Source organism: Rhizobium redzepovicii (assembly GCF_019793435.1).
GTDB lineage: Bacteria > Pseudomonadota > Alphaproteobacteria > Rhizobiales > Rhizobiaceae > Rhizobium > Rhizobium redzepovicii.
Genome location: NZ_JAILYH010000009.1, coordinates 125,451 through 149,446, shown reverse-complemented (window position 1 = coordinate 149,446; position 23,996 = coordinate 125,451). Strand labels below are relative to the sequence as shown.

Sequence of the window (23,996 nt, the reverse complement as noted above, 5' to 3'; positions counted from 1 at the left end):
TTCATTGCTCCTTTTCGACGATGATGGCGACGGGACCGCCGCCGGGCGGACCCTGGTGTTCGGCGCCGCCGGACACATAGAGATCGGTAATGCCGAAGATGCTGGCGAGAACGCCGCCGACGAAGGCACGGGCATGGCGGGTGCCTGCAATATCCGAGTCATCGAGCATCGTGTGGCGCCTGCCGCCAATCCTGCCGGACGGGTCCGGCTCGGCCTTGGCGAGAACCGCCGCCAGCCGGCTGTTTTCCGGCAGGCGTTCGCGGGCTTTCCTGACGGAATGCGCGTCGATCGCATCCCGCATGACCGCGTGGTCGATCGACAGCGGACCGGACCATTTTGCGCTCATGCCGAGGACGATGATTTCGTGATCGGTGAGTTCGACCCCGGACGAGCTTGAGGCGCAGCGGGAAAAGAGATCGAAACGTGTGCAGATGTCGGCATCGCCGATCGACGTCGCATCTATCTCGCCGAGTGCCACGGCGACGCCGAGAGCCGAAGCGCCGCGCGAGAGGCCCATGGATTTCAGCGTGTCGTGGGTTGCGACCGTCCTGCCTGCTGCCTCGGCCTCGGCAATCCGGCGCGAGGTGAGCAGCGGACACTTGATCTGCACGAAATGGACATCGGCGGGATCATCGATGCCGGCATCCCTCATCGCGGACTTCACGCCTTCGGCAACGAGCAGGATCTGTTCCCGGCGCCCAAGATGTTCGGGGGGCAGCGCGGGGGTACGCGACACACCAATGGCCAGCGCCCGTTCGCCCGGGGTTTCTACGGTTTCACGCGCAAAAACCGTCCAATGCGGCGAGAGGGCACCCTCGGTGCCGCCGGACATGATGATCGAGACGCCGTCGACGCCATATCTACTGAACAATGTCTCGAAGCTGCGGGTGGCATAACCGCGGGTAAAATCATTGACGCAGCCGTTGCCTTCCGTCTTGCCGAGAACGGCGACGACGTTGTTCGCCTGAAGGCCGCTGGCAAAGAGCGCCTCGACGCCGGCAACGTCATCGGGGCCGTCGGCTGGCACGCGAAAGACATGGGCACGCAATGACGGCATCAGGGCAGCGCCTCGACTAGAGCCGCGGAACTGGAGACCGAGCCGAAGACGCCGCCCTGCATCTTCACCATCTTGATGGCGGCGAGGTGGTTTCCGTAGTCGGTCGCACCACAGCAGTCCTCCAGCAGCAGGCATTCGTAGCCGCGGTCGTTCGCCTCGCGCATCGTCGTCGAGACGCAGACATCGGTGGTGATCCCGGTGAGGATAATGTTCTCGATGCGCTTCTGGTTGAGGATGAGTTCGAGGTCGGTGGCGCAGAACGAACCCTTGCCGGGCTTGTCGATGATCGTCTCGCCTTCGATCGGGTAGAGTTCGGGGATGATGTCCCAGCCGGGTTCGCCACGCGTCAGGATTCGACCGCAGGGGCCGGGATCGCCGATGCCGGCGCCGATCCGCTGCGAGCGCCAGCGTTTGTTGGCCGGCAGATCGGCGAGGTCCGGGCGGTGGCCCTCGCGGGTGTGGATGATGTGATAACCCTTGGCCCGCATGGCGGCAAGCACGCGTTTGATGGGTTCGATCGGCGCCTGCACCAGCGACAGGTCGTAGCCCATGTGGTCGACATAGCCGCCCTTGCCGCAGAAATCTGTCTGCATGTCGATGATGATGAGGGCGGTGTTATCAGGCCTCAGCGCGCCGTTATAGGGCCACGGATACGGATCGGCGTCGATAAAATGCCCTTTGGTTTCGACCATCGCGTCCATCATTCTCTCTCCTATTCCGCGGCAGGTTTGAGGGGTTCGCCGTAACGGCGCATCGGCTTGTCAAATCCGCAGGACGTGCCGTCCTTGACCTTTATCTCGTCTTCCCAGGGCAGGCGGTATATGCCGGCGACGAGGTCGTGCATGTAGGTGTAGGGCGCATCCTGGGCGCCGCCGGCGACGGCGACATAGCCGCGATGGCCGAACTGGTAGATATTGTTCTCCACGCCCCAGCCGAGCCGGGCCTCACGCACCAGGTCAGGACGCATCTCGGCGGTGATGATCTCGTTGGGCCGGCCGGAGGTGCCGTGGGCGATGATCGTGCCGTCGAAATTGCAGATCATGCCTTCACCCATGGAATCGAACGTGCCGTCCGAGCCGCACATGCAGACATTCGCGGTGATCATCAGGTTGCAGAAGGCGTTCGCCTGGTTGGTGAAGCGCCAGGCATCGCGGATCGGCGCCGTGTAGCCGGCTGTGCGGATCATGATTTCGGCGCCTTTATAAGCGCATTCGCGCGCCATCTCCGGGAACATGCCGTCATGGCAGATGATCAGCGCGAGCTTGGCGCCCCGCGGCCCCTCGATGACAGGGATGCCAAGATCGCCGGGCTCCCACGGCTCGACGGGGATCCAGGGATGCATCTTGCGGTAATAGAGCTTCAACTCGCCCTGATCGTCGATGACGATGCCGGAATTATAGGGCATGCCGCCAGGGTTCAGCTCCATGATCGAGAAGCAGCCCCAGATCCGATTGTCCCTACAGGCCTGCTTGAAGGCCGCGACCTCCGGCCCGTCGAGCGTGCACATGATCTCCGGATTGATGTCCATGGAAAGGCCGTGCAGTGCGTATTCGGGAAAGACGACGAGGTCCATGCCCGGCTGGTTGCGCCGCGCCTTGCCCACCAGATCGACGATCACCTGCGTCTGTTTTGCCAAGTCCGCTTTGGTGACGGTCACCGGCAGCTGGAGCTGTACCAGGCCGATACCGACGCCGTGTTCGGATTTGTTGAGACCGCCAAGTCCGTTCATCGGGATGCTCCGTTATTTCGTGAGCGACAGCGCACCCGGCGCACCGGCGAGCGAGCGGGTGGGCGAGGAGGTGGCGATCAGGATGATGAGGGTGAGCACGTAAGGCGCGGCGTAAAAAAGATAGTAGCCTTGTGTAACGCCGACCGATTGCAGCGCCGGGCCGAGCGCGCCGGCACCGCCGAAAAGCAGGGCGGCCAGGAAACAGCCGATCGGGTTCCAGCGGGCGAAGATGACAAGGGCCACGGCCATCAGGCCCTGGCCCGACGAAATGCCTTCGTTCCAGGAGCCCGGATAGTAGAGCGAGAGATAGGCGCCGCCGATTGCCGCCAACGAACCGCCCACTGCCGTTGCCAGCAAGCGAACCCGGTCCGGGTGGATGCCCATGGCCCGGGCTGCGTCGGTGCTGTCGCCGACGACGCGCAGGATCAGGCCGATGCGCGTGTTCTTGAAGGCCCAGAACAGGAAGAGGGCAAGTGCCGCGCCGATGAAGAACAGCACGTTGATATTGAGCGCCGCCTGGACCTGCGGAGTGCTCGACCAGCCGCCGAGCGGGATCGAGGGCAGTTTCGGGGCAACCGGCTGGATGAAGGATTTGCCGAGGAAGAACGCCATGCCGAGACCGAACTGCATTATGGCGATGCCGATGGCGATGTCGTTGACCTTGGGGAATTTGCAGATCCAGCCGTGGATGAGGCCGAAGATCGCGCCCGCCACCATTGCGGCCAGCACGCCGAGGGTCGGGGAGCCAGTCATGACGGCCACCGCATAGGCCGTCATGGCGCCGAAGACGAGCGTGCCTTCGAGGCCAAGATTGATGCGGCCGGAGCGTTCGGTGATCGTCTCGCCGAGGCTGACGAAGATGAAGGGCGTGGAAACGCGGATGGCGCCGGCGAAGATCGCCAGCGGCACGCCCCAGATGCCGATGCCTGTCTCCTCCATCAGAGGCTCCTTTTCCAGAGGTCGGGATTGAAGATCTTGAAGCGGCCGTAGAAGGTTTCGCAGAAGAGAATGACGATGAAGAGTGTCCCCTGCAGCACCAGAACCGTCGCATCCGGCAGGCCCATGCGCCGCTGGATGAGGCCACCCGAGGCGTCGATGCCACCGAGCAGGATCGCGACCGGAATGATCGCCAGCGGATTGTGCCTGGCGAGGAAGGCGACAAGGATACCGGTATAACCGTAGCCGGCGGCAAGCGAGGCGTTGGCACTTCCCTGCACCGCCGCCACTTCGATCATGCCCGCCAGACCGGCAAAGCTGCCGGCAAGCGCGGTAAATCCGGCGATCAGCCTGCCCACCGGCAGTCCCTGGATCTGCGCGGCGCGCACGTTGCCGCCGGCGATGCGGGCGGCAAAACCGTAGCACGTCGCCTCAATCACGATCCAGGAGAGCATGCAGGCGAGGATGCCGATGACGAGACCCCAATGCACGTCCATGCCGGGAATATTGCCGAGCATGTATTCCGCCGGCAGCGGCCTGGTCGACGGCTTGTTGAGGCTCGCCGGATCGCGCAGCACCCCTTCGACGAACTGGTTCATCAGGGCAATGGCGATATAGGAGAGCAGCAGCGAGGAGATGGTTTCGTTGACCCCGCGATAATGGCGCAGGAAACCGGCAAGGCCGATCCAGATACCGCCGACCACCATGGCAGCGATTGCCATCAGAATGAGGGTGAGGAAAACAGGCGCGGTGCCGGCGAGCGGCAGAGCCATGGCTGCGGCGGCAACGCCGCCCAGCACGACCGCTCCTTCCCCGCCGATGATGACGAGGCCGAGACGGGCGGGCAGGGCGACGCAGAGTGCCGTCAGGAGAAGGGGTGCGGCACGACTTAAGCTGTTCTGCACCGAAAACCAGCTGCCGAAGCCGCCGGTATACATCAGTTGGAAGAGGGTGGCCGGCGACTTGCCGACCGCCAGGATGAAGAGGGAGAAGAGCGCAAGACCGATCAGGATGGCCGCGAGGCCGATGACAACAGGCTCGGCTCGCCGCGCGATCCATTCGAGGACGGGGCGCAGCGAAGCCGGTTTTTCCACGATGGCTATTGCGGGATCATTGGCCTCTATGGTCATGGCGCTTCTCCCTTCGCGGTTTACGCTGTGGACCCGACCACGCCCTCGACCAGATAATTCATGCTCTCGAGTTCGATCGCGTCTTCGGCGTAGCTCTTGTCGGCAGCCACGACAGTGTCGCCCTTATTGTCCTTCAACGGACCCTTGAAGACCGAGAAGCCGCCCTTCATCATCTCCGCCTGCGTGGCCTCAAAAGCCTTGCGGCCCTCCGCGGACACGCCTGGGCCGAGCGCGCTCATCTTCACGAAGCCGTCCTTCAGGCCACCACGCACGAAGTTGCCGAGCTTTTCGCCGGCCTGCGCCTTCTTGACGAAGTCGCTGTAGACGTTGCCCCAGGCCCATTCGGCGCCGGTGAGGTACTTTTCGGGAGCAAGCGGGCTCTGGTTGGCGTGATAGCCGCAGACGAAGGCGCCGCGGCCGGCGGCCGTCTCGACGACCACTTTGGGGCTGTCGACGTGGCAGGTGATGACGTCGGCGCCCTGGTCGACCAGCGCATTGGTGGCCTCGGCCTCCTTGACGGCAAGCGACCATTCGCCGGTGAAGATCACCTGGCAGGTGATACCCGGATCGACCGTGCGTGCGCCGAGCAGGAAGGCATTGATATTCTGCAGAACCTGCGGGATCGGCTTGGCGGCGACGAAGCCGATCTTCTTGCTCTTCGTCGCATGACCGGCGGCGATGCCGTTCAGATACTGGCCCTGGAAGATATAGCCGAAATAGGAGCCCGTATTGGCCGGGTTCTTGCCTTCCTGCCAGAGACCGCCGCAGTGCCGGAACTGGATGTCGGGATGTTTGGCGGCCACGGCCAGCATGTGTGGGTCGAAGTAGCCGAAGGAGGTCGGAAAGAGCAGGGTCGCGCCGTCCAGGTTGATCATGGATTCCATGGTCTTCTGGACGTCGACGGTTTCCGGTACATTCTCTTCTTCGACCAGCGTCACGCCTGGTAGCGCCTTGATGACGGCCGCACCTTCGGCATGCGCCTGGTTGTAGCCGTAGTCGTCCTTGGGGCCGACATAGATGAAGCCGACGGTCAGCGCGGTTTGGGCTGCGGCGGAGGAGGCGATCAGACCCGGCATGGCGCCGGCAAGCGCACCGGCAGCGGAAGCCTGGAGGAAATTGCGGCGGTTCATGGAAAGGAGTTTGGTCATCGGAAATGCTCCTTGCGGCGCTGGGCCGGTTGTGAACGGGTACAGGAAAGTGCATGCAATGCATGTGCCAGAAATTAATCTGTTGTTTTTTATAATTTATCCGTTATCGCAAGACTTGCGCGTTGCAAAGTGCATACAGATTGATCGAATTCTTGCGCAAAAAGTAATCAATAGATATTTCTTGTTCATTGTGACTGCGTGGTTGGCACAAAGTCGAGTTAGCCGAGGTATCTCGGGCATGAGAAAGCGAAAATTTAACAATATCTTCGCCGCCCGATTTGACTTATCCAGTCTCGAACGTCATCTGTATGCAGAGTGTTGACGTGAGCAGATTCGTATCGTGAAGCAGACCAGGCGCAGAGAAGTGATCCGCACCGGAACCACCGTCGAACAGATGGTGCGGGCGATCGCCGACATGATCGTCACAGGTGAAATCCTGCCGGGCGCGAAGTTGGACGAGGTATCGCTCGCGGTTCGTTTCGACGTTTCGCGCACGCCGGTACGCGAGGCTCTGCGTGAGTTGGGCGCTATGGGATTGATTGCACGCGAGCCGAACCGCAGTGCCGTCGTTACCAATGTCACCGAGGCTTATCTGCATTCGATGTTCGAAGCGATGGCCGAACTCGAAGCGATCTGCGCCAGGCTCTCGGCCGAGCGTATGACGGTCGACGAGCGGCGCGCGCTGGAGTTGGAGCATCGGGCATCGGTGAGGCTCGTGCACGCCGGCGCGGAAGAGGAATATTCGGCTCACAACACCGAATTCCATACCCGGCTTTATCGCGGCGCGCATAATGATCATGTCTTTGAGATGGTGACCCAGACACGGGCGCGGCTCGCGCCTTTTCGGCGGGCGCAGTTCCGTCTGCCCGGGCGCCTGGCAAAATCCTATGAGGAGCACGGCCGGATCGTGACCGCAATCATGCGCGCGGATGCCGCGGCCGCAGGGCAGGCGGCATATTCCCATGTGGAAATTGTCAGCGATGCCAGCGCGGTCTTTGCAACGCCCGGGGAATAAAGAGAGCCCAACGCCTAAAATCAGGCGCTGCCGGACCCGATACGAAGACGAAAAGATCAGGGCCGGCAAACGCCGAGGTTATTTCCCGGTTTCTACTCCGCCGCTTCGATGAAGCGGTGGCGTTCATAGAGGAACTTCAGCACGGCTTCACGGCATTTGAGATATGTCCGATCAGAGGCGAGTTCGATGCGATTGCGGGGACGGGACATGGTCACATCGAGCACTTCGCCGATGCGGGCCGCCGGGCCGTTGGTCATCATCACGATGCGATCGGACAGCAGCACCGCTTCGTCGACATCATGGGTGATCATCACCATCGTATTGCCAAGCCGGGCGTGGATTTCCATCACCGCGTCCTGAAGATGGGCGCGGGTCAGCGCATCGAGCGCGCCGAAGGGCTCGTCGAGCAACAGGATCTTCGGCTCCATTGCAAGCGCGCGGGCAATGCCGACGCGCTGTTTCATGCCGCCTGAAATTTCCGAAGGCCGCTTATCCCTCGCATGCGCCATCTGCACGAGGTCGAGGTTGGCCATGACCCAGTCATGCCGCTCGGCCTTGGTCTTCGTTCGGTTGAAGAGTTTGGAGACGGCGAGATTAACGTTCTCGTAGACCGTCAGCCAGGGCAGCAGCGAGTGGTTCTGGAAGACGACGGCGCGCTCCGGACCGGGTCCATTGACCTCACGGTTTTCAAGCAGCACGGCGCCTGCCGAAACCGGGGTCAGGCCGGCGATGAGGTTGAGCAGGGTAGACTTGCCGCAGCCCGAATGGCCGATGATCGAGACGAATTCGCCCGCGGAAATCGTCAGGTTGATATCCTTCAGGACCTCGGCGCGCACGCCGCCCCGATCGAAATGTTTGTCGATATGATCAAGCTTCAGATAGGCGTTCATAGGTGCGTTCCTCAGTTGGCCATGGCGCCGCGGGTGATGAGTTTGCCCAGTGCTGCCACCAGCTTGTCGAGGGCGAAGCCAACGATGCCGATATAGGCGAGCGCGACAATGATGTCCGGAAGACGCGACGAGTTCCATGCGTCCCAGATGAAGAAACCGATGCCGACGCCGCCCGTCAGCATTTCGGCCGCTACGATGGCGAGCCAGGAGAGGCCGACGCCGATCCTGAGGCCGGTGAAGATGTAAGGCGCTGCCGAAGGCAGCATGATCTTCCAGAAAAACTCGAACTGGTTGAGGCGCAGCACCTCGGCGACATTGCGGTAGTCCTGCGGGATATTACGCACGCCGACGGCGGTGTTGATGATCACCGGCCAGATCGACGTGATGAAGATCACGAAGATCGCCGAGGGATTGGAATCCTGGAAGGCTGCGAGCGACAGCGGCAGCCAGGCGAGCGGCGGGACCGTACGCAGCACCTGGAAGATCGGATCGAGGCCACGCATAGCCCAGATCGACTGGCCGATGATCGCACCGATGATGACGCCGGTGACCGCGGCAAGGCCAAAGCCATAGAGAACGCGCTGCAGCGAAATGAGCACGCGCCAGCCGAGCCCGATATCCTGGGAGCCGTAGTTGAAAAACGGATAGGCGATCAGGTCATAACTATCCTGCCAGACCCGATGCGGCGAGGGTAAAGACGCATCCGCCGACGAACAGAGCACCTGCCAGACAAGCAGGATGAGTGCCAGCACGACGACTGGCGGAACGACATTGCGAAGTGCGGTCAGTGCCGCTCGACGAAAATCGATCCGCGATCCGTGCTTGCCGGAAAATGGCAGAACCTTTGCCGCCAGCTTGGCAGAGGCGGCCGTGGAGGGATTTTCTTTATTTGCCAGGGCGGACATCAACGTGCTCCTCACGTGAATGAAAGGCCGGCGCGCCGGTCGCGCGCCGGAGCGGGTCAGGAGACAGCCTTGATCGAAAGGCTGTCGAGATAGGCGGAGGGATTTTCAGGGTCGAAGACCTTGCCGTCGAAGAAAGTCTCCTTGCCGCGAGAAGACGATGCGGGAATATCGGCCGCCGCGACGCCGAGATCCTTGGCGGCCTCGCGCCAGATGTCTTCGCGGTTCACCTGGTTGACCAGCGCCTTGATGTCGGTGCTCGCCGGGAGATTTCCCCAGCGGATGTTTTCCGTCATGAACCAGGTATCGTGGCTCTTGAACGGGTAGGAGGCGCCGTCTTTCCAGAACTTCATATAGAGGTCGGTGGCCTTGACCTCGCGGCCATTGCCATAATTGATATCGCCCTTGAGGCGGCCGAGCACGTCCTTCGTCGGAACGTTGAACCATTGGCGCTTGCCGAGAATGTCAGCCATCTCCGCCTTGTTGTCCATGCTTTCGCACCACTGCTGAGCCTCCATGACAGCCATCAGCAGGGCCTTGGCAGCATTGGGATTCTGTTCGATCCACTCCGCGCGCAGTCCGAGCGCCTTTTCAGGATGCCCCTTCCAGAGCTCGCCGGTGGTAGCTGCGGTAAAGCCGATGCCCTGGTTGACGAGCTGCTCATTCCACGGTTCGCCCACACAGAAGACGTCCATGTTGCCGACCTTCATGTTGGCAACCATCTGCGGCGGCGGCACGACGATGGTCGAAACGTCCTTGTTCGGATCGATGCCGCCCGCGGCGAGCCAGTAGCGGATCCAGAGGTCATGGGTGCCGCCCGGGAAGGTCATGGCGGCCTTGATCTCCTTGCCCTCAGCCTTCTTTTTCTCGAATGCCGCCTTCAGCTTGGAGGAATCGAGCTGCACGCCGGTTTCGGCATATTCCTTGGCGACGGAAATACCCTGGCTGTCGAGGTTGAGCCGGGCGAGGATTGCCATGGGCACCGGCTTATTGTTCTGCGTCACCTTGCCGGTATGCATGAGATAGGGGAGCGGCGACAGGATATGGGCACCGTCAATGCCGTTTGCTGCGCCGCCCAGCACGAGATTGTCGCGGGTCGCACCCCAGGATGCCTGTTTGGCCACATCCGTTTCCGGAAGGCCATGCTTGTCGAAAAAGCCCTTTTCCTTGGCGATGATCAGCGGTGCGGAATCCGTGAGAGCGATAAAGCCGAGCTTGGCACCTTTCACCTCAGGCCCTGCCCCAGCTGCGAAGGCGCCGGACGGAAAGGCAGCCTTGACGGCGCCGATGAGGGCAGCCGCTGCGGTCGTCTTGAGCATGCTGCGGCGGGTCATGCCGGTTGTTGAAATCCCAGTCGTCGAAATTTTTTTCATCTGCAGGTTCCCCTCTGCTGGCTGAATTCGGACGCAAAAAAACGCCGCCGGAATTTACGTCCAGGGATGGGAGCATCCTGGAGTGCAAAGACCTTGCGACGTCGGTGTCTGTGTAGGCGCTTATACCGCGCCTATCCGCGCCGGTCGCCGTTGACCGATGCGCCTTAGAACCTGCAATCAGCGTGCCAATCCTGAAAGCGGCCGTTAACAGACTGAATCAACAGGAGATATTTCGCAAATCCGCTATTGATTATATTTTAGGCATTAATGCTAAGTGCCGATTCATTGGGCGATTGTTGCTATGCTCGCAGTCGTGAATGCGCCTATTTGTGCAGTGCACACGCGTCATTTCGGTCGCTGGCTGGTGCCATCAAGCCGAAATCGTCGCTCCAGTCACAGGTTTTGCCGACAAGGGCGGAGAGGCCTCGACCAAAAATGCCGATGGGCGCGCCCGCTGCCGGAAGGTTCGCGACGACGATCCGCGCTGGTGAGAGATCACGGCTGTTTCGTCAAGCCGGAACGAGGTGGCCGCGAGAAACTTGCTCGATCGTCGTTACGCCGAGCAGGGCCATATTGCTGTGGAGCTCAGACTTTAGGATGTCTGCCGCCCTCAATACACCAGGCAGACCGGCAACGGCCGCCGCATAGAGAAACGGCCGCCCGACAAACACGAAACGTGCCCCGAGCGCCAAAGCCTTGATAATATCGGTTCCGCGGCGAAAGCCGCCGTCGATCATGACTGGGATCGTGTCACCCAGACGCTCCACGATCTCGGGAAGCGCCGCCAGGGGAGATATGGCGCCATCGAGCTGGCGGCCGCCGTGATTGGAGACGATCACCCCGTCAGCCCCTGTCTCGACGGCACGCGCCGCATCGTCCGGATGAAGAATGCCCTTGACGATCAGCTTGCCGCTCCAGCGGCTGCGGATGCGCTCGAGATGGCTCCAGTTCAGATGGTCTCTCCGGCCGAAGTCCCGCGTGACGTTCGAGGCGATGATGGGTGCGCCTCTGGTTGCGTAGGAGTTTTCAAAATGCGGGATGCCGTGGCGGGCGACAGTGCGCAGAAATGTCCCGATAGTCCATTGCGGGTGCGAGACACCCTGCCAGGCCAAAGCAAGGCTCGGCCGCAGAGGCGTCGAGAAGCCTGCCCGGATATTGTTTTCCCGGTTCGGGAGCGTGGCGGTATCGACGGTCAGCAACAAGGTGCTAAAGCCTGCCGCCGCAACGCGGTCCACCAGCGCATCGATGCGTTCGGGTTCACCGGGCAGGTAGGCTTGGAACCAGCTCGCGGGCGCGGCGGCAATAACCTCCTCGAGTCGAATGAGCGAGGATCCGCTCATGATCATCGGAATCCCGACCTGCGCCGCACCGGCAGCAAGAATAATGTCGCCGCGATAGGCCATGAGCGCACTGATACCCATTGGGGCAATCCCGAATGGGGCGGCATAGGTCTGACCGAATAAGGTCGTCTCCGTGCTTCGCTTTGACACATCCCGCAGAATACGCGGTCGAAACGCATAAGCCTGAAAGGCCTCGAGATTATTTCGCAGCGATGCGTTGGTTTCGGTTCCACCGGAAATATAGGCATAGAGCGGCTTCGGCAGATGCCGTTTTGCCTTTGGCTCGAAGTCATCGAGGCAGAGCATAGCCTGCGCCAGCCGGGTCGAACGGCGGGACTGGAGGCTGCTTACTTTCATGGCTTGCTCCGTTGGATTACAGGCGAATTCGTTTTCTGAGAGAGGGCCACCGCTACCGACAGTCAGCCTCCCCGCCGCAATCTTCGTTTGCCTCGAATGCTTCCTTGCGACCCTTCCGAATGGACGGAAATATCAAGGTAACCAGCATACCGGCGGTAATCAACAGACCGCACGATGCGCTATCGCTCGAATGGTTCGCCGAGCGAAGCCACACCGTTCAGTTTCAGTAAGCGACGGTCGGCGGAGATGATGCCGAGCACGATGATGGTGACGAGATAGGGCAGGCTCGACAGTAGCTGCGAGGGAACGTCCAGTCCGGTTGCCTGGGCCGCAAGACCCATCAACGAGACTGCGCCGAAAAGGCAGGCCCCAAGGAAGATGCGACCGGTGAGCCAGGTCCCGAAGACGACGAGGGCGATGGCGATCCAGCCGCGTCCGGCGATCATCCCGTCAGCCCAGAGTGGTGTGTAAACGACCGCCGCATAGGCACCGGCGAAACCTGCCATCGCGCCGCCGAAGGCGATGGCGAGGATGCGGACCGATATCACCGAATAGCCGATGGCGTGGGCGGCCTTCGGGTTCTCACCGACGGCGCGGACGATGAGACCAAGCTTGGTGTAGGCAAGTATGGCCCAAAGAGCCAGCGTCGCGGCGAGCGAAATCCACACGACGATGTCCTGAACGAAAAGGCCCCCTATCACCGGCAGTTCCGACAGCGCTGGAAGAGCAAGCTTTGGAAGACCCTTGACCGTCAGGCTTTCATAGGTCTTGCCGAAGAGGGCCGAAAGGCCTTGGCCAAGAATGCCGATGGCAAGGCCGGCAGCCACCTGGTTTGCCCGGAACCCGAGCGTGACGAAGGCAAAGAGCAGTGAAAGGGCGGCGCTGCCGAGCCCTGCGACGATGAAACCAAGAAAATGTCCGCCGCCATGATAAACGACGATGAAGGCGAGCACGGCGCCAAGGGCCATCAATCCCTCGACCCCGAGGTTGAGGACACCGGCGCGCTCGGCCACCAATTCGCCGAGTGCCGCCAGAAGAAACGGTGTCGCAGCCGCAAGCATGCCGGCAAGAATGAACTCGATGGCGTTCATGGCAGGCTCCGCTGGGCGGTGCGGCGCCATTCAAGACGGTAGCGCACGAAGGCGACGGCGATCAGGTAGGCGAGCAGCAGACTACCCTGGAAGACGCGGACGGCGGCGATCGGCAGGCTGGCCGAGACCATGGCATTGTCGCCGCCGATATAGATAACCGCCATGACCAGCGCCGAGACCACGATACCGATTGGATGCAGGCCGCCGAGATAGGCGACGATGATGGCCGCATAACCGTAGCCGCTCGCGACCGAACGCTGCAGTTGGCCGAGCGGACCGGCGACTTCGGCGGCGCCGGCAAGACCGGCAGCAAAACCGCCGATCAGCAGCGAAAGCCAGATCGCCCAGCCTTCCCTGAAACCGGCGTAGCCGGCAGCCCGCGGCGCCAAGCCGCCGACCTGCAGCTTATAGCCGATGAAGCTCTTCTGCATGAAGACCCAGGCCGCAACCGACAAAACGAGGGTGATGAGGAAGGAGACATTGACGCGAGTGCCGACAATCAGGGTCGGCACCATCGCATCATACTGGAACATCACCGACTGGGGGAAATTAAAGCCGTTCGGATCCTTCCAGGGCCCGAGCAGCAGATAGTTCAACAATTGCGCGGCAACGAGGCTCAGCATCAGCGAAACGAGGATCTCATTGGCATTGAGGCGCACGCGCCAGAAGGCGGTGAGAGAAGCCCAAATCGCGCCGCCGATGGCGCCGAGCAGCAGCATCGCCGGCCAGATCCACTGGCCCGACGCCTGGGGAAACCAGACCGGGATGGCGGAGGCGAAGATCGCCCCAAGGATAAACTGGCCCTCGGCGCCGATATTGAAAACCTTGGCGCGAAAGCCGATTGCCAGCCCCTGGGCGATGAGAAGGAGAGGCCCGGCCTTTAGGAGAACTTCCGAAAATGAAGCCCAGGAGAGGAAGGGCTCGAAAAGCATCGCATAGACGACCGCGACGGGGTCGCGGCCCATCAAGACGTAAAGGCCGAGATTAAGTGCGATCGCCCCCCCGAGCGCGATGACGGGTGCGCCCAAGGCCGCGGCCAGCGAGGCGCGCTCCCGGCGGACCAGGGTGGGAAGGGAAGCAGGAAACCAGACGCTCATTGTTGAACTTTCTCGGGCGAGACATGGGCCCCGATCATGTATCGGCCGATCTCCTCGGGCTTGGTGTCCCGGGTTGCAAGCGGCGGGCTGAGCCGTCCGTGATGCAGCACCTGGATGCAATCGCAGAGTTCGAACAATTCTTCCAGCTCCTCGGAAATGACGAGGATCGCCATGCCCTGATTGCGCAATGCGACCAGGCGGCTGCGGATAGCAGAGGCAGCGCCGACATCAACACCCCAGGTCGGCTGCGCCACGAAAAGCAATTTCGGAGACAGCATGATTTCGCGGCCGACGATGAACTTCTGCAGGTTGCCGCCGGACAGGGTGCCGGCTTCCGCATCCGGGCCGGATGTCCGGACATCATACTGATGGATACAATCCGTGGTGAACGTCATCGCCCGTGCCCTTTCGATGAGACCACGCCGTAAAAGCTTGAGCGGATGGGCCGTCAACAGGCTGTTGAGGACGAGCGACATTTCGGGCACCGCGCCGCGTCCGAGCCGGTCTTCCGGAACGAAGGCAAATCCGAGCTGCCGCCGCGCGGCGGCATCGAGCCTGCCGACATCCATTCCCATCATGTAAATCCGGTCGCGTTGTTCGCGCCCCAGCATGGTCTCGCCTGAAATCAGCGCAGCAAGCTCGCTTTGGCCGTTGCCCGAAACACCGGCGATGCCGAGGATTTCGCCGGCACGCACCTCAAGGCTGAGGCCGGAAAGCGGCACCGCGAAGGGATCGTCGGGCTGGTGGTCCAAACCGATGATCTCCAGCCGCTTTTCCCCGCCAGACAGCGGCAGCGCGGAGATGGGTGCGGGCATATCGCGGCCGATCATCATCCGGGCCAGGTCATGGGCATCATGCTCGCGCGGATCGACATCCCCGGTCACGCGCCCGCCGCGCAGGATCGTCGCGCGGTCACAGATCGCCCGAATTTCTTCGAGCTTGTGGGAAATCAGCAGGATGGAAACGCCGCCATCACGCAGCCGAAGCAGGGTGTCGAAGAGCTTCTCCACCATTTGCGGCGGAAGGACGGAGGTGGGCTCGTCAAGGATCAGCAGCTTCGGATTGGTCATCAGGCTTCGGATGATCTCCACCCGCTGCCGCTCGCCGACGGACAGCGCATGCACATGGGCAAGCGGATCGACTTCAAGGCCGAACTCCCGTCCAAGCGACCGGATACGTTCCTTGAGATCGGCTTTCCGACCCGGCACCACCAGCTGAATATTCTCGATGACCGTCAAGGTCTCGAACAGCGAAAAGTGCTGGAAGACCATGCCGATGCCCTTGCGCCGCGCCTCCGCGGGGGAGGCGAGGCGTAAGGGTGTGCCTTCCCAGACGATATCTCCGTCGTCCGGCTGCTCGACACCGTAGATCAGCTTCATCAGCGTCGATTTTCCCGCCCCGTTTTCTCCGAGGATCGCGTGGATCGATTGCGGAGCCACGTCCAGATCGATTGCCTGATTGGCATGGACTTGGCCGTAGCTTTTCGAAATGCCGCGCAGCGACAGGAGCGGGGTGGTCATGACTTATTTCGGCAGCGGCGTCGAGACGCCCTTGACGTGCCAATTCATGGCGATGATCTCGGGGTCGGCCATGGTTGCGCCAGATGCGACACCCTCGCTGCCGTCGGCCTTGGTGATCGGCCCGGTGAAGGGCGAGAAGCTGCCGTCGGCGATCTTTGCCTCGATCTCCTTGATCTTGGCCATCACGTCTGCCGGAACATCCGGATTCCAATCGACCACTTCGACGACCTTGTCGGCGACGCCGAGGAACGCATTGGCGCCCTTGAACGTGCCGGCGAGATGGGCGTCGACCGATGCCTTGAAGAACGGCGACCAATCCGTCGAGATGCATCCGAGATAGGTTTTCGGTGCGTATTTCTTCATCGAGGAGTTGAGGTTGAAGGCGTAGACGCCGGCTTCCTCGCAGGCCGAGATGACGGACGGCGTGTCCTGGGCGTTGGAGAAGATCACGTCACACTTCTGCGCGATCAAGGCTTTGGCGGCTTCCTGCTCCTTGGCCGGGTCGAACCAGGAGTTCACCCACACTACCGAGACCTCGATATCGGGCTTGACGGCCTGGGCGCCGAGGGTGAAGGCGTTGATCGAAGTGATGAGTTCGGGAATCGCGAAGGCGGACACGGAGCCGAGCTTGCCGGTCTTGGAAAGTGCTGCGGCAGCCATGCCGAGCAGATAGGTGCCCTGGAAATATTTGGCGGCGAACGGCGAGAAATTGGGAGCAACCTGGAAGCCGGAGGCATGCAGGACCGTCACGCCTGGATCACGGCGGGCGATCTGCAACGCGCCGTTCTGATAGCCGAAGGAGCCGGCGATCAGAAACTTGTTTCCGTCGGCGACGGTCTTGGTCATGATGCGGTCGGCGTCCGGGCCTTCGGCGATATTCTCAAGCACGGTGACCTTCACCTTGTCGCCGTAAGCGGCCTTGATCGGCTCGAGGCCGGCGGCAAGGGCGTGCCCCCAGCCGACATCGCCGATCGGCGAAGGGACGACGAGCGTGATGCCGAGCGGCTGGTCGGCGGCGAAAGCAAGGCGGCTGCCGAGCGCGCCGGCAAGGCCGGTGGCGGCAGCGGCCGTCATCAGGTTTCTGCGGGTCAGTTTGGTCATGTTCTCAGTTCCCTCTTTTGGCTTTTTTAAGATTCGACGGCGGATAGGGCGGCCTCGGCGTCGGCGGCCAGTTTGGCCTCGTCGAGACCGGGGAATTCCCCCTTCTGCCAGACGATGCGGCCATTGATCATCGTCATATCGGTCGCCATGCCGATGCCGACGCGGGCAATCAGGCTCAACGGATCGTGCCGCGTGCCGACATAATCCATCCGACGCGTGTCGATCGCAAACAGGTCGGCTGCCATGCCGGGCGCCAGCCGGCCGATGTCGCGCCTGCCGAGCAGGCTCGCACCGCCTGTCGTGCCGTAGCCGAGGAAATCGACGGGCGGCGGCACGGGATGGGCGCGGCTGGAAGATACCAGGCACTGCAGCATATAGGCGGAGTGCAGGCAGTGCATCAGGTTGGAATTGTCGTTGGAGGCGGCCCCGTCGCAGCCAAGGCCGATACGCAGTCCGAAGGCAGCCATGGCGGGAATGTCGGTGACCTCGGCGCCGACCAGATAAACCGGCTCCGGGCAGTGCGCCACGCCGGTGCGGCTCGCCGCCATCTTCCTGAGTTCGTCGTGAGTCAGCTCCCAGCAATGGGCATAGAAGGCGTCGGGCCCGGCAAAGCCGAGTTCTTCCAGATAATCGACCGTGCGCATGCCATGACGAGCCTGAATAACCGGGCTTTCGCCCTCGCCGACATGGGTGTGCATCATGACGCCGCGATCGCGCGCCAATGCCACCGATTCCACGAAGGTCTCGCGATAGCAGTTCACCGGCTGGCAGGGCGCCAACACGACTTGGCGCATACTGAACGGGTTGGCATCGTGGTAAGTGTCGATCAGCCGGGCGCAGTCGGCGATAAATTCGTCGGTCGTTTCCAGCATCGCGTCGGGAATGGTCGAGCCCTCCGACTTCGGCAGGGTGTTGCCGCCGCGGCCGGCGTGGAAGCGCATGCCGAGTAGCTCGGCTGCCTCGAACTGGCGGTCGATCAGCCGCTTCCCGGCGTGGCGGGGGAAATTGTATTGGTGATCCAAGGCCGTGGTGCAGCCATGTTTGATCATCTCGGCCATCGCCGTGACGGAGGAGTGGTAAAAACACTCCTCATTGAGCTGCGAAAAGATCGGGTAGATCCGGTCCAGCCACTCGATGACCGAAAGCTTTGTCCAGTCGAGATCGACGCGATTGCGCACGAAGCATTGGAAAAAATGATGGTGGGTGTTGACTAGGCCGGGATAGACGAACCAGCCGGCGGCATCCTGAATGGTCGTGCCGGCGGGAAGCGCGTCCGCAGCCAGATTTTCGCCGATCGCCATAATCGCCGGACCCTCGGTCAATAGATCGACATGGCGACGGACGACCGGCCCCTTGCCCTCGTCGACGATCACGGCTGCGCAGTTCTTCAGGAGATAGCCGGTCATGTCATACCTCGCCCGGCTCTATCTGGGGTTCCGGCTTCAATTCGTGCAGCCGGTGAATACCGGGCATTTCGATAAACCTATCGAGCGCACGTAGCGCCCGCGACCAGAGCCGGATGGCGGGATAAGCATCCGGCGCCACGCCTCCATCGGGCGCCAGCGCCACATAGGGGAAGCAGGCGATGTCGGCAATTGTCGGCTGGTCGGCTGCGAGGAAGCGCATGCCGCGAACACCCTGCTCGACCAGTCCCGCCTCAAGCTCGCGAAGTGCGGCGATGCCCTGGGCCTGCAACCCGCCGATATCGCCCGGCCGCAGCAGCATTTCGTGAAGCCGCGCGCCGCCCAGGCTTGCCGTCAGCCGGCCGGAAAAGGACAGCCATTGCTGTACCTTTGCAGCTTCTTCGGCCTTGCCATTGCCAAGCCATTCGGGTGCTGCCTTGGCGGCGAGATAGACGAGGATTGCCGACGACTCGGTCAGGATCAGATCTCCATCCTCCAGGATTGGAATGGAACCTGCCGGATTGAGGGCGAGAAGCTCGGGGCCGCGATGCTCGGCGCCGGGATGGAAATCCACCGGGCGGAGTTCCAGCTTGACGCCGGTCAGCGCCGCCATCAGGCGCACCTTGTAGCAGCTGGGGGAGAGAATGTAGTCGTAGAGCTTCATTGCGCCACCAGCTGCGCGCCATAGGTATAATTGTGACGCTTCAGCCAGCGCCGGTAAGCGATCGATGTGAGATCGGCCCGCGTCGGGATTTCCATGCCGGGATCGAGCGGCAGAAGCGACGGGATCTGGTTTTCCAGGATCGACCGGTCCTGCAGGAAGATCGTCTGCTGGAAGTGGATGAGGTCGGTCATCGCGGTCTCGTCATCGAAAAGCGCCATCCACGGCCAGACGTCGCACAGGTCCTCGGCCAGCGGCTGCACGAAGAGCGTGATGACATCCCACTCGCTCGGGCGCGGCGGGCAGGTCTTGTAGAGCACGGAGCAAGTCGGTGCCGGCACGCGGTACATATATTCCGTCGTGATCCCGCCGCTTGCCGATTTGGCGGCCTGCGGCTGGTAAAACTTCACCTGCGTTGCCCAGACTTCATCTTCTTCCTCGCGGATCTCGACCTTGTAGTTCTGAACCTCGGTGTGCGGCTCTGCGCCGAGAATGTCGGTGTGGACGAAGGGGAAATGGGCAATGTCGAGGAAGTTCTCGACGGCGCGCAGGGGCGAGCAGCGCACGCGCACCACGCCGACGTCGACGAAACGGCGGCCGGGCTGGTCGGCCTCGGGGATCGGGAAAATATCCTTCCTCGGCTCGCCGAGCGAGGACCAGACATGGCCGTAACGCACGCGCACCGGCAGAACGCGGCCGTCGTCGCCCGTTACCCTCGCATTGCCATCGGCGTCGCTCGCCACGCCGATCGGCTCGCCCATCAGCCTCGTTTTGCGACCGGCGCTGTCGAGTTGACTGAAAAGCCCAACCGGATACCATTCGTCGATCATCGCCTGCATGCTCACCGCGCGATCTCCTTTTTCTGAAGATCTTCAGCCCGGCGCCGCAGACTTTCGGCAACCCGCGAAGCGCCGATGGCCGCAGCTGGGCCGAGGTCATCCTTCAGGAGCACATGGATCAGCGTCTGCCCGTCTTCTTGGGCGGATAATAACAGACAGAGGCTGCCGGTGGGTGCGTCGATCTCGACAAGACCGTCAGGGTTCGCCTTCACGCCGGCCGCCGCTTCAATCGCGGCAGTGCCTGCAAACGCCGTTAGCGAGCGCAGGGGAATGAGGCCATCAAGCCTCGGCGGCTTCGAAGTGGGCGTGCCCACGGCCACCCAGATCATGCTGCCCGCTTCCTCGACCTCATGGGTGGCGACACGGATGGTTTCTGGCGGCGCCAGCCCCGGATGGGCAGGAATGCGCAGACAGTTTCCGGCCTGGCCATAACTCCAGCCGTGATAGATGCAGGAAAGCGCCTCGCCGCGCACGAAGCCATGGGACAAGCGCATGCCACGATGCGGACAGCGATCCGCCGACGCCGATATACGCCCCGAAGCGCTGCGCCAGAGGGCAATCGATCCAGATGCCGTCCGGGCCGGCATGACTGTTGCGGCCGGCAGATCCCGGGAGAGGGCGACTGGCGTCCAAAAGCCGGTCGGATCGGATGGCATGACTAGACTTCCTGAACTACACCACGTTTTGTAAAACGATACGCTCAAGGCCTCACGTTTGCATAGTTTTTTCGCATTGGCAACGATGGTTAAATAATATGCACATCGCAAAAACCGCACATGGTGTTAGGCCTTTTCGCCCATCCTCGCAGTGCGTTCTATGCACTCGACCCATACGTCGATTGGCCCCAGTGAACACCCCACCTCCATCATGTCGATCAAATCCTCCGGTCCTGAAAGCTCGAGCTCGATCCGCATGGAACTCGCATGGGATATGGTGTGCGACAGCCCGAGCTTGGCGGCATGGCGCCGGATCCAGGGGATAAAGGACGCAGCCTTGAGATCACCGACAATGGTCATCCGCTCCTGGAGGTGGCTTGTATTTTGTCTCATGCTCGCCCTTGTTTTTCCAACACCATAGCGCCTGAATGCACTTGCGAAAGGGGTATCGTCGAAGCGAGGATACGCCGTCGGAGTTTGCTCCGCAAACACCGGCGACCGTCACGATGCTCATAAGCCTTGTCGATCGATCGAGCGGATGGGCTTGTGGTTGGTCGTTGCTGTGTTAACTAGCTGTCTTGCGATTTTCCGCGGCGGCTCAATGTGGCGAAGAATCGATATTCAATCATTGCACGATCGGACGCCGATGAAGAATGGACAGCAGGAGAAACGCGAGATGCCGTCGTTGCCGGGTTCATCGCAAGAGCGCCAGCGGTCGCTCGCGATCGGGCTTTTGCGGGCGCGCGAAGCGGTGATGAGCCATTTCCGACCGATCCTGGCGGCGCATGATGTAACCGAGCAGCAGTGGCGGGTGATCCGTGTGCTCTCCGAAGCAGGTACGCTCGATGCCAGCGAAGTGGCGGACAAGGCCTCGATCCTGGCACCGAGCCTGACGCGCATGATCCGCTCGCTCGAAGAGCGCGGCTTCATCACCAAACATAAGGACAAGGCCGACGGTCGGCGGGTGCTGCTGCGGATTACGCCTGCCGGGCGAGCAATGGTCGACGAGGTGATGCCGGAGAGCCTGAAGGTCTATGCCGATATCGGCGTACGCTTCGGGGCGGAGCGGGTCGAGCAACTGCTGGACATGCTGGACGAGCTGACGGCGCTGAGGCTCGAAGGCGCGACCGGCGGTGAGGAGTGACGGCTTCCGCCCCATGCACAGCCTCTTGATTAATGTGTTAAATATTTAATTGACGGCCAGTCCGGCCTGCGGCAGTCTTCAGCTGTGTAGACACTGTTGGGAGGCAGAGTTGGACCTGTTGCAGAACCGCAGCCTCGTCGATCGCGCCTGGTCGCCGACGCCTTACGATCAATGGTCGGATGACCTTCACAATATCTGCGGGAATTTCAACGCGCATACGATGCAACGGGGCGACAAGGTGACCGGCACGGCAAGCCGCATCGACGTCTGCGGCATGGAATTTGCCCACGTCTCCAACGATCTCGATTATGTCCATCGCGGCTGGGACGACATTCGCCGCGATGCCCACGAACATCTGTTCCTGATCCTGCAGCTCGAGGGAGCCTGCGGCGTAGAGCATTCCGGCCAGCAGAACATTCTCGATGTCGGCGAATGCATTCTGGTCGATTCCACGCGGCCGACCACCTTCTATTTCCGCGGTCACTTCTCCAATCATCTGTCCCTGCATTTGCCGCGGCAATTGATGTATTCGGGCAGCAAGGTGGATTTCGACGTGGCCCGCAAGCTTGCGGCCGACGATCCGATGACGATGATGCTGCGTGCGCTGATCGCCAAGATGATGACGACGCCGGAAAGCGAGGCGGCCTCGCCGCATCTGCGCCAGCTGATGTTCGACACGACGCGCCAGGCATTTCTGTCGACCGACATCCAGACGGCAAGCCTGACTTCCTTGCATGACAGTGCCGGCAGGCGCATGCAGATGGTCGATATCCTGATCGACAAACACCTGACCGAGAGCGATCTCAGCGCCAAATGGCTGGCGACGAGGCTCGGCGTCTCGATCCGCACGCTGCAGCAGGACTTCCAGGGACTGGGCATGACCTGCACCACCGTCATCCGCGACAAGCGCCTGCGCTTTGCACGCGAAAAGATCGAGCAGCTCAAGGAGCAGCGCCACGCCGGAACGATCGCCGAAGTCGCCTATTCCGCCGGCTTCAACGACATTTCCTATTTCAACCGCAGCTTCAAAGAACTGTTCGATTGTGCGCCGAGCGAGCTGCTGCGCGCCGGCGAAGCGGTGCCACGGATGGTCTGACGCGCAATTTGCGCTTCCGTCCAAGACGAGGCGCGTTTCTCCCCAAGACGGCTTATCCAGCCAAAGTCATAGTCCTCCCCAATCTCACGGGAGGAGAATATCGTGAAGCAGTCTACCCTGCTCATCGGTGGCGAAACTGTCGCCACGACCCATCATGCGCCGGTTGCCAATCCATCGAACGGCGAAATCGTCGGCTATATGCCGCTTGCCGGGGAAGCCGATCTCGACCAAGCCGTTGCCGCCGCCGCCGCGGCTTTCAAAAGCTGGTCGCAGACCTCGAATGAAGAGCGCGCCGCGGCCTGCCGGGCCCTTGCCGAGAAGATCGCCGAGCACGCCGAAGAACTGGCGCAGATCCTAACCCGGGAGCAGGGCAAGCCGCTCAATGGTCTAGGATCGCGGTTTGAAATCGGCGGCGCGATCGCTTGGACACGTCATACGGCCGAACTCGATCTGCCGGTGGAAATCCTGCAGGATGACAATGAAGGACGTGTCGAGCTGCACCGCAAGCCGATCGGCGTCGTCGGTTCGATCACGCCCTGGAACTGGCCCGTCATGATTGCCTGCTGGCACATCGTGCCGGCGCTGCGGGCCGGCAATACCGTCGTCATCAAGCCGTCGCCCCTGACGCCGCTCTCGACCATCCGTCTGGTCGAGATCATCAACGAGGTGCTGCCCCCCGGCGTCGTCAATGTGATCACCGGCGAAAACAGCATCGGGGCTGCGCTTTCCGCTCATCCCGGTATTGCCAAGATGACCTTCACCGGTTCCACCGAGACCGGTAAGAAAATTATGGCCTCGGCCGTCGCCACCTTGAAACGGCTGACGCTGGAACTCGGCGGCAACGATGCGGGCATCGTGCTGCCCGACGTCGATCCGAAAGGCATTGTCGAGGGCCTGTTCTGGGGCGCCTTCATCAATAACGGCCAGACCTGCGCGGCGCTGAAACGCCTCTATGTGCATGACAGCATCTATGAGGAGGTCTGCAGCGCACTTGCCGATTATGCCGGCAAGATCACTGTCGGCGACGGCCTGGATGAGGCCAGCATCCTCGGCCCGATACAAAACGAAATGCAGTTCAACAAGGTGCGCGATCTCGTCGATGATGCGCGCACACAAGGCGGCCGCATTCTGACCGGCGGCGCGCCGATGGACCGGCCCGGCTATTTCTATCCGATCACGCTGGTTGCCGATGTCGATCATGGTGTCCGGCTGGTCGATGAGGAGCAGTTCGGTCCGGCCCTGCCGATCATCCGTTACAGTGATCTCGACGAGGTGATCGCCCGCGCCAACCAGAATCCGGCGGGTCTCGGCGGTTCGGTCTGGTCTGCCGATGTCGAGAAGGCCAAGCGCTATGCAAGGCAGCTCGAATGCGGCTCGGTCTGGATCAACAAGCACGGCACGATTCAACCCAATGCACCCTTCGGGGGCGTCAAACAATCCGGCATCGGCGTCGAATTCGGCGCCGAAGGACTGAAGGAATTCACGACGATCCAGACGGTGTTGAGCTGAGC

The 23,996-nt window shown here is 61.8% G+C and carries 24 protein-coding genes; 5 read left to right on the top strand and 19 right to left on the bottom strand.

Annotated elements, in window-relative coordinates; genetic code table 11:
- Position 1 precedes the first annotated feature (1 nt).
- From atzD to K6N12_RS16180, 6 genes are read right to left on the bottom strand one after another with little or no spacing between them, the layout of a single operon-like run.
- The gene (atzD, locus tag K6N12_RS16205; protein WP_222134936.1) at positions 2 to 1,057 is read right to left on the bottom strand and encodes a cyanuric acid amidohydrolase; all 1,056 of its coding nucleotides are present in this window, start codon (positions 1,055 to 1,057) and stop codon (positions 2 to 4) included.
- Positions 1,057 to 1,758, bottom strand: coding sequence for a biuret amidohydrolase (gene biuH, locus K6N12_RS16200; RefSeq protein ID WP_131711313.1), 702 nt, complete (start codon positions 1,756 to 1,758; stop codon positions 1,057 to 1,059). Before biuH ends, atzD begins: the two co-directional genes overlap by 1 nt.
- A gap of 11 nt (positions 1,759 to 1,769) precedes the next feature.
- Positions 1,770 to 2,786 carry a formamidase gene (locus tag K6N12_RS16195; RefSeq protein ID WP_222134935.1) on the bottom strand — a complete coding sequence of 339 codons (1,017 nt, stop codon included), beginning with the start codon at positions 2,784 to 2,786 and terminating at the stop codon, positions 1,770 to 1,772.
- A 12-nt stretch (positions 2,787 to 2,798) separates the two neighbouring features.
- Entirely contained in the window at positions 2,799 to 3,725 is a 927-nt protein-coding gene (locus K6N12_RS16190) for an ABC transporter permease (RefSeq protein ID WP_183780135.1), read from the bottom strand.
- Positions 3,725 to 4,852, bottom strand: a complete 1,128-nt coding sequence (locus K6N12_RS16185) for an ABC transporter permease (protein WP_183780138.1) — start codon at positions 4,850 to 4,852, stop codon at positions 3,725 to 3,727. Before K6N12_RS16185 ends, K6N12_RS16190 begins: the two co-directional genes overlap by 1 nt.
- A 20-nt stretch (positions 4,853 to 4,872) precedes the next feature.
- Positions 4,873 to 6,000 (bottom strand): BMP family ABC transporter substrate-binding protein, encoded by a 1,128-nt coding sequence (locus K6N12_RS16180; protein WP_097626204.1) that lies wholly within the window; start codon positions 5,998 to 6,000, stop codon positions 4,873 to 4,875.
- A gap of 340 nt (positions 6,001 to 6,340) precedes the next feature.
- Here K6N12_RS16180 and K6N12_RS16175 point away from each other — a divergent pair, with 340 nt between their 5' ends.
- Positions 6,341 to 7,015: a GntR family transcriptional regulator gene (locus K6N12_RS16175; RefSeq protein ID WP_027683086.1), complete on the top strand. Its 675-nt coding sequence runs from the start codon at positions 6,341 to 6,343 to the stop codon at positions 7,013 to 7,015.
- 92 nt (positions 7,016 to 7,107) lie between these two features.
- Here the strand turns inward: K6N12_RS16175 and K6N12_RS16170 are convergent, their stop codons facing one another.
- The 3 genes from K6N12_RS16170 to K6N12_RS16160 are packed head-to-tail and all read right to left on the bottom strand — an operon-like array spanning position 7,108 to position 10,180.
- Complete coding sequence (locus K6N12_RS16170) at positions 7,108 to 7,905, bottom strand: ABC transporter ATP-binding protein (RefSeq protein WP_222134934.1); 798 nt, start codon at positions 7,903 to 7,905, stop codon at positions 7,108 to 7,110.
- Between the two features lie 11 nt (positions 7,906 to 7,916).
- The gene (ntrB, locus tag K6N12_RS16165; RefSeq protein ID WP_064654446.1) at positions 7,917 to 8,810 is read right to left on the bottom strand and encodes a nitrate ABC transporter permease; all 894 of its coding nucleotides are present in this window, start codon (positions 8,808 to 8,810) and stop codon (positions 7,917 to 7,919) included.
- A gap of 56 nt (positions 8,811 to 8,866) precedes the next feature.
- The gene (locus K6N12_RS16160; protein ID WP_097626207.1) at positions 8,867 to 10,180 is read right to left on the bottom strand and encodes a CmpA/NrtA family ABC transporter substrate-binding protein; all 1,314 of its coding nucleotides are present in this window, start codon (positions 10,178 to 10,180) and stop codon (positions 8,867 to 8,869) included.
- Positions 10,181 to 10,497: 317 nt separating this feature from the next.
- On the opposite strand from K6N12_RS16160, the gene K6N12_RS16155 reads away from it, so the two are divergent.
- Complete coding sequence (locus K6N12_RS16155) at positions 10,498 to 10,671, top strand: hypothetical protein (RefSeq protein ID WP_165503924.1); 174 nt, start codon at positions 10,498 to 10,500, stop codon at positions 10,669 to 10,671.
- Positions 10,672 to 10,689: 18 nt separating this feature from the next.
- On the opposite strand, the gene K6N12_RS16150 is transcribed toward K6N12_RS16155, so the two are convergent.
- The 10 genes from K6N12_RS16150 to K6N12_RS16105 all read right to left on the bottom strand — a co-directional run bounded on the left by K6N12_RS16150 (position 10,690) and on the right by K6N12_RS16105 (position 20,638).
- Positions 10,690 to 11,877 carry an alpha-hydroxy acid oxidase gene (locus K6N12_RS16150; protein WP_097626208.1) on the bottom strand — a complete coding sequence of 396 codons (1,188 nt, stop codon included), beginning with the start codon at positions 11,875 to 11,877 and terminating at the stop codon, positions 10,690 to 10,692.
- A gap of 179 nt (positions 11,878 to 12,056) precedes the next feature.
- Positions 12,057 to 12,968, bottom strand: a complete 912-nt coding sequence (locus K6N12_RS16145; RefSeq protein ID WP_054183546.1) for an ABC transporter permease — start codon at positions 12,966 to 12,968, stop codon at positions 12,057 to 12,059.
- Positions 12,965 to 14,065, bottom strand: a complete 1,101-nt coding sequence (locus K6N12_RS16140) for an ABC transporter permease (protein ID WP_097626209.1) — start codon at positions 14,063 to 14,065, stop codon at positions 12,965 to 12,967. Before K6N12_RS16140 ends, K6N12_RS16145 begins: the two co-directional genes overlap by 4 nt.
- A complete protein-coding gene (locus K6N12_RS16135; RefSeq protein ID WP_097626210.1) occupies positions 14,062 to 15,585 on the bottom strand; it encodes an ABC transporter ATP-binding protein in 1,524 nt (507 codons plus the stop codon). Before K6N12_RS16135 ends, K6N12_RS16140 begins: the two co-directional genes overlap by 4 nt.
- Positions 15,586 to 15,588: 3 nt before the next feature.
- Positions 15,589 to 16,686 (bottom strand): BMP family ABC transporter substrate-binding protein, encoded by a 1,098-nt coding sequence (locus K6N12_RS16130; RefSeq protein WP_097626211.1) that lies wholly within the window; start codon positions 16,684 to 16,686, stop codon positions 15,589 to 15,591.
- 26 nt (positions 16,687 to 16,712) lie between these two features.
- Positions 16,713 to 18,092, bottom strand: a complete 1,380-nt coding sequence (locus K6N12_RS16125) for an amidohydrolase (protein WP_097626212.1) — start codon at positions 18,090 to 18,092, stop codon at positions 16,713 to 16,715.
- A 1-nt stretch (position 18,093) separates the two neighbouring features.
- Positions 18,094 to 18,753, bottom strand: coding sequence for a glutathione S-transferase family protein (locus K6N12_RS16120; RefSeq protein WP_097626213.1), 660 nt, complete (start codon positions 18,751 to 18,753; stop codon positions 18,094 to 18,096).
- Positions 18,750 to 19,595, bottom strand: coding sequence for an aromatic ring-hydroxylating oxygenase subunit alpha (locus K6N12_RS16115; RefSeq protein ID WP_097626214.1), 846 nt, complete (start codon positions 19,593 to 19,595; stop codon positions 18,750 to 18,752). Before K6N12_RS16115 ends, K6N12_RS16120 begins: the two co-directional genes overlap by 4 nt.
- Positions 19,592 to 20,245, bottom strand: a complete 654-nt coding sequence (locus K6N12_RS16110; RefSeq protein ID WP_097626215.1) for a Rieske (2Fe-2S) protein — start codon at positions 20,243 to 20,245, stop codon at positions 19,592 to 19,594. Before K6N12_RS16110 ends, K6N12_RS16115 begins: the two co-directional genes overlap by 4 nt.
- A 126-nt stretch (positions 20,246 to 20,371) precedes the next feature.
- Entirely contained in the window at positions 20,372 to 20,638 is a 267-nt protein-coding gene (locus K6N12_RS16105) for an acylphosphatase (RefSeq protein ID WP_097626216.1), read from the bottom strand.
- Between the two features lie 235 nt (positions 20,639 to 20,873).
- Here K6N12_RS16105 and hpaR point away from each other — a divergent pair, with 235 nt between their 5' ends.
- The 3 genes from hpaR (at position 20,874) to K6N12_RS16090 (ending at position 23,994) form a co-directional block, all read left to right on the top strand.
- On the top strand, positions 20,874 to 21,389 hold the full coding sequence (gene hpaR / locus K6N12_RS16100) for a homoprotocatechuate degradation operon regulator HpaR (protein ID WP_375166082.1): 516 nt from the start codon (positions 20,874 to 20,876) through the stop codon (positions 21,387 to 21,389).
- 109 nt (positions 21,390 to 21,498) lie between these two features.
- Positions 21,499 to 22,485 (top strand): helix-turn-helix domain-containing protein, encoded by a 987-nt coding sequence (locus K6N12_RS16095; protein WP_097626218.1) that lies wholly within the window; start codon positions 21,499 to 21,501, stop codon positions 22,483 to 22,485.
- Between the two features lie 102 nt (positions 22,486 to 22,587).
- A complete protein-coding gene (locus tag K6N12_RS16090; protein WP_097626219.1) occupies positions 22,588 to 23,994 on the top strand; it encodes an aldehyde dehydrogenase family protein in 1,407 nt (468 codons plus the stop codon).
- The last annotated feature ends 2 nt before the right edge of the window (positions 23,995 to 23,996 follow it).

What these genes read in the sequence shown, in the direction of transcription:
- atzD (WP_222134936.1), bottom strand. Translation starts at nt 1,057, where the DNA reads ATGCCGTCATTGCGTGCCCATGTCTTTCGCGTGCCAGCCGACGGCCCC.
- biuH (WP_131711313.1), bottom strand. Translation starts at nt 1,758, where the DNA reads ATGGACGCGATGGTCGAAACCAAAGGGCATTTTATCGACGCCGATCCG.
- K6N12_RS16195 (WP_222134935.1), bottom strand. Translation starts at nt 2,786, where the DNA reads ATGAACGGACTTGGCGGTCTCAACAAATCCGAACACGGCGTCGGTATC.
- K6N12_RS16190 (WP_183780135.1), bottom strand. Translation starts at nt 3,725, where the DNA reads ATGGAGGAGACAGGCATCGGCATCTGGGGCGTGCCGCTGGCGATCTTC.
- K6N12_RS16185 (WP_183780138.1), bottom strand. Translation starts at nt 4,852, where the DNA reads ATGACCATAGAGGCCAATGATCCCGCAATAGCCATCGTGGAAAAACCG.
- K6N12_RS16180 (WP_097626204.1), bottom strand. Translation starts at nt 6,000, where the DNA reads ATGACCAAACTCCTTTCCATGAACCGCCGCAATTTCCTCCAGGCTTCC.
- K6N12_RS16170 (WP_222134934.1), bottom strand. Translation starts at nt 7,905, where the DNA reads ATGAACGCCTATCTGAAGCTTGATCATATCGACAAACATTTCGATCGG.
- ntrB (WP_064654446.1), bottom strand. Translation starts at nt 8,810, where the DNA reads ATGTCCGCCCTGGCAAATAAAGAAAATCCCTCCACGGCCGCCTCTGCC.
- K6N12_RS16160 (WP_097626207.1), bottom strand. Translation starts at nt 10,180, where the DNA reads ATGAAAAAAATTTCGACGACTGGGATTTCAACAACCGGCATGACCCGC.
- K6N12_RS16155 (WP_165503924.1), top strand. Translation starts at nt 10,498, where the DNA reads ATGCGCCTATTTGTGCAGTGCACACGCGTCATTTCGGTCGCTGGCTGG.
- K6N12_RS16150 (WP_097626208.1), bottom strand. Translation starts at nt 11,877, where the DNA reads ATGAAAGTAAGCAGCCTCCAGTCCCGCCGTTCGACCCGGCTGGCGCAG.
- K6N12_RS16145 (WP_054183546.1), bottom strand. Translation starts at nt 12,968, where the DNA reads ATGAACGCCATCGAGTTCATTCTTGCCGGCATGCTTGCGGCTGCGACA.
- K6N12_RS16140 (WP_097626209.1), bottom strand. Translation starts at nt 14,065, where the DNA reads ATGAGCGTCTGGTTTCCTGCTTCCCTTCCCACCCTGGTCCGCCGGGAG.
- K6N12_RS16135 (WP_097626210.1), bottom strand. Translation starts at nt 15,585, where the DNA reads ATGACCACCCCGCTCCTGTCGCTGCGCGGCATTTCGAAAAGCTACGGC.
- K6N12_RS16130 (WP_097626211.1), bottom strand. Translation starts at nt 16,686, where the DNA reads ATGACCAAACTGACCCGCAGAAACCTGATGACGGCCGCTGCCGCCACC.
- K6N12_RS16125 (WP_097626212.1), bottom strand. Translation starts at nt 18,092, where the DNA reads ATGACCGGCTATCTCCTGAAGAACTGCGCAGCCGTGATCGTCGACGAG.
- K6N12_RS16120 (WP_097626213.1), bottom strand. Translation starts at nt 18,753, where the DNA reads ATGAAGCTCTACGACTACATTCTCTCCCCCAGCTGCTACAAGGTGCGC.
- K6N12_RS16110 (WP_097626215.1), bottom strand. Translation starts at nt 20,245, where the DNA reads ATGCCATCCGATCCGACCGGCTTTTGGACGCCAGTCGCCCTCTCCCGG.
- K6N12_RS16105 (WP_097626216.1), bottom strand. Translation starts at nt 20,638, where the DNA reads ATGAGACAAAATACAAGCCACCTCCAGGAGCGGATGACCATTGTCGGT.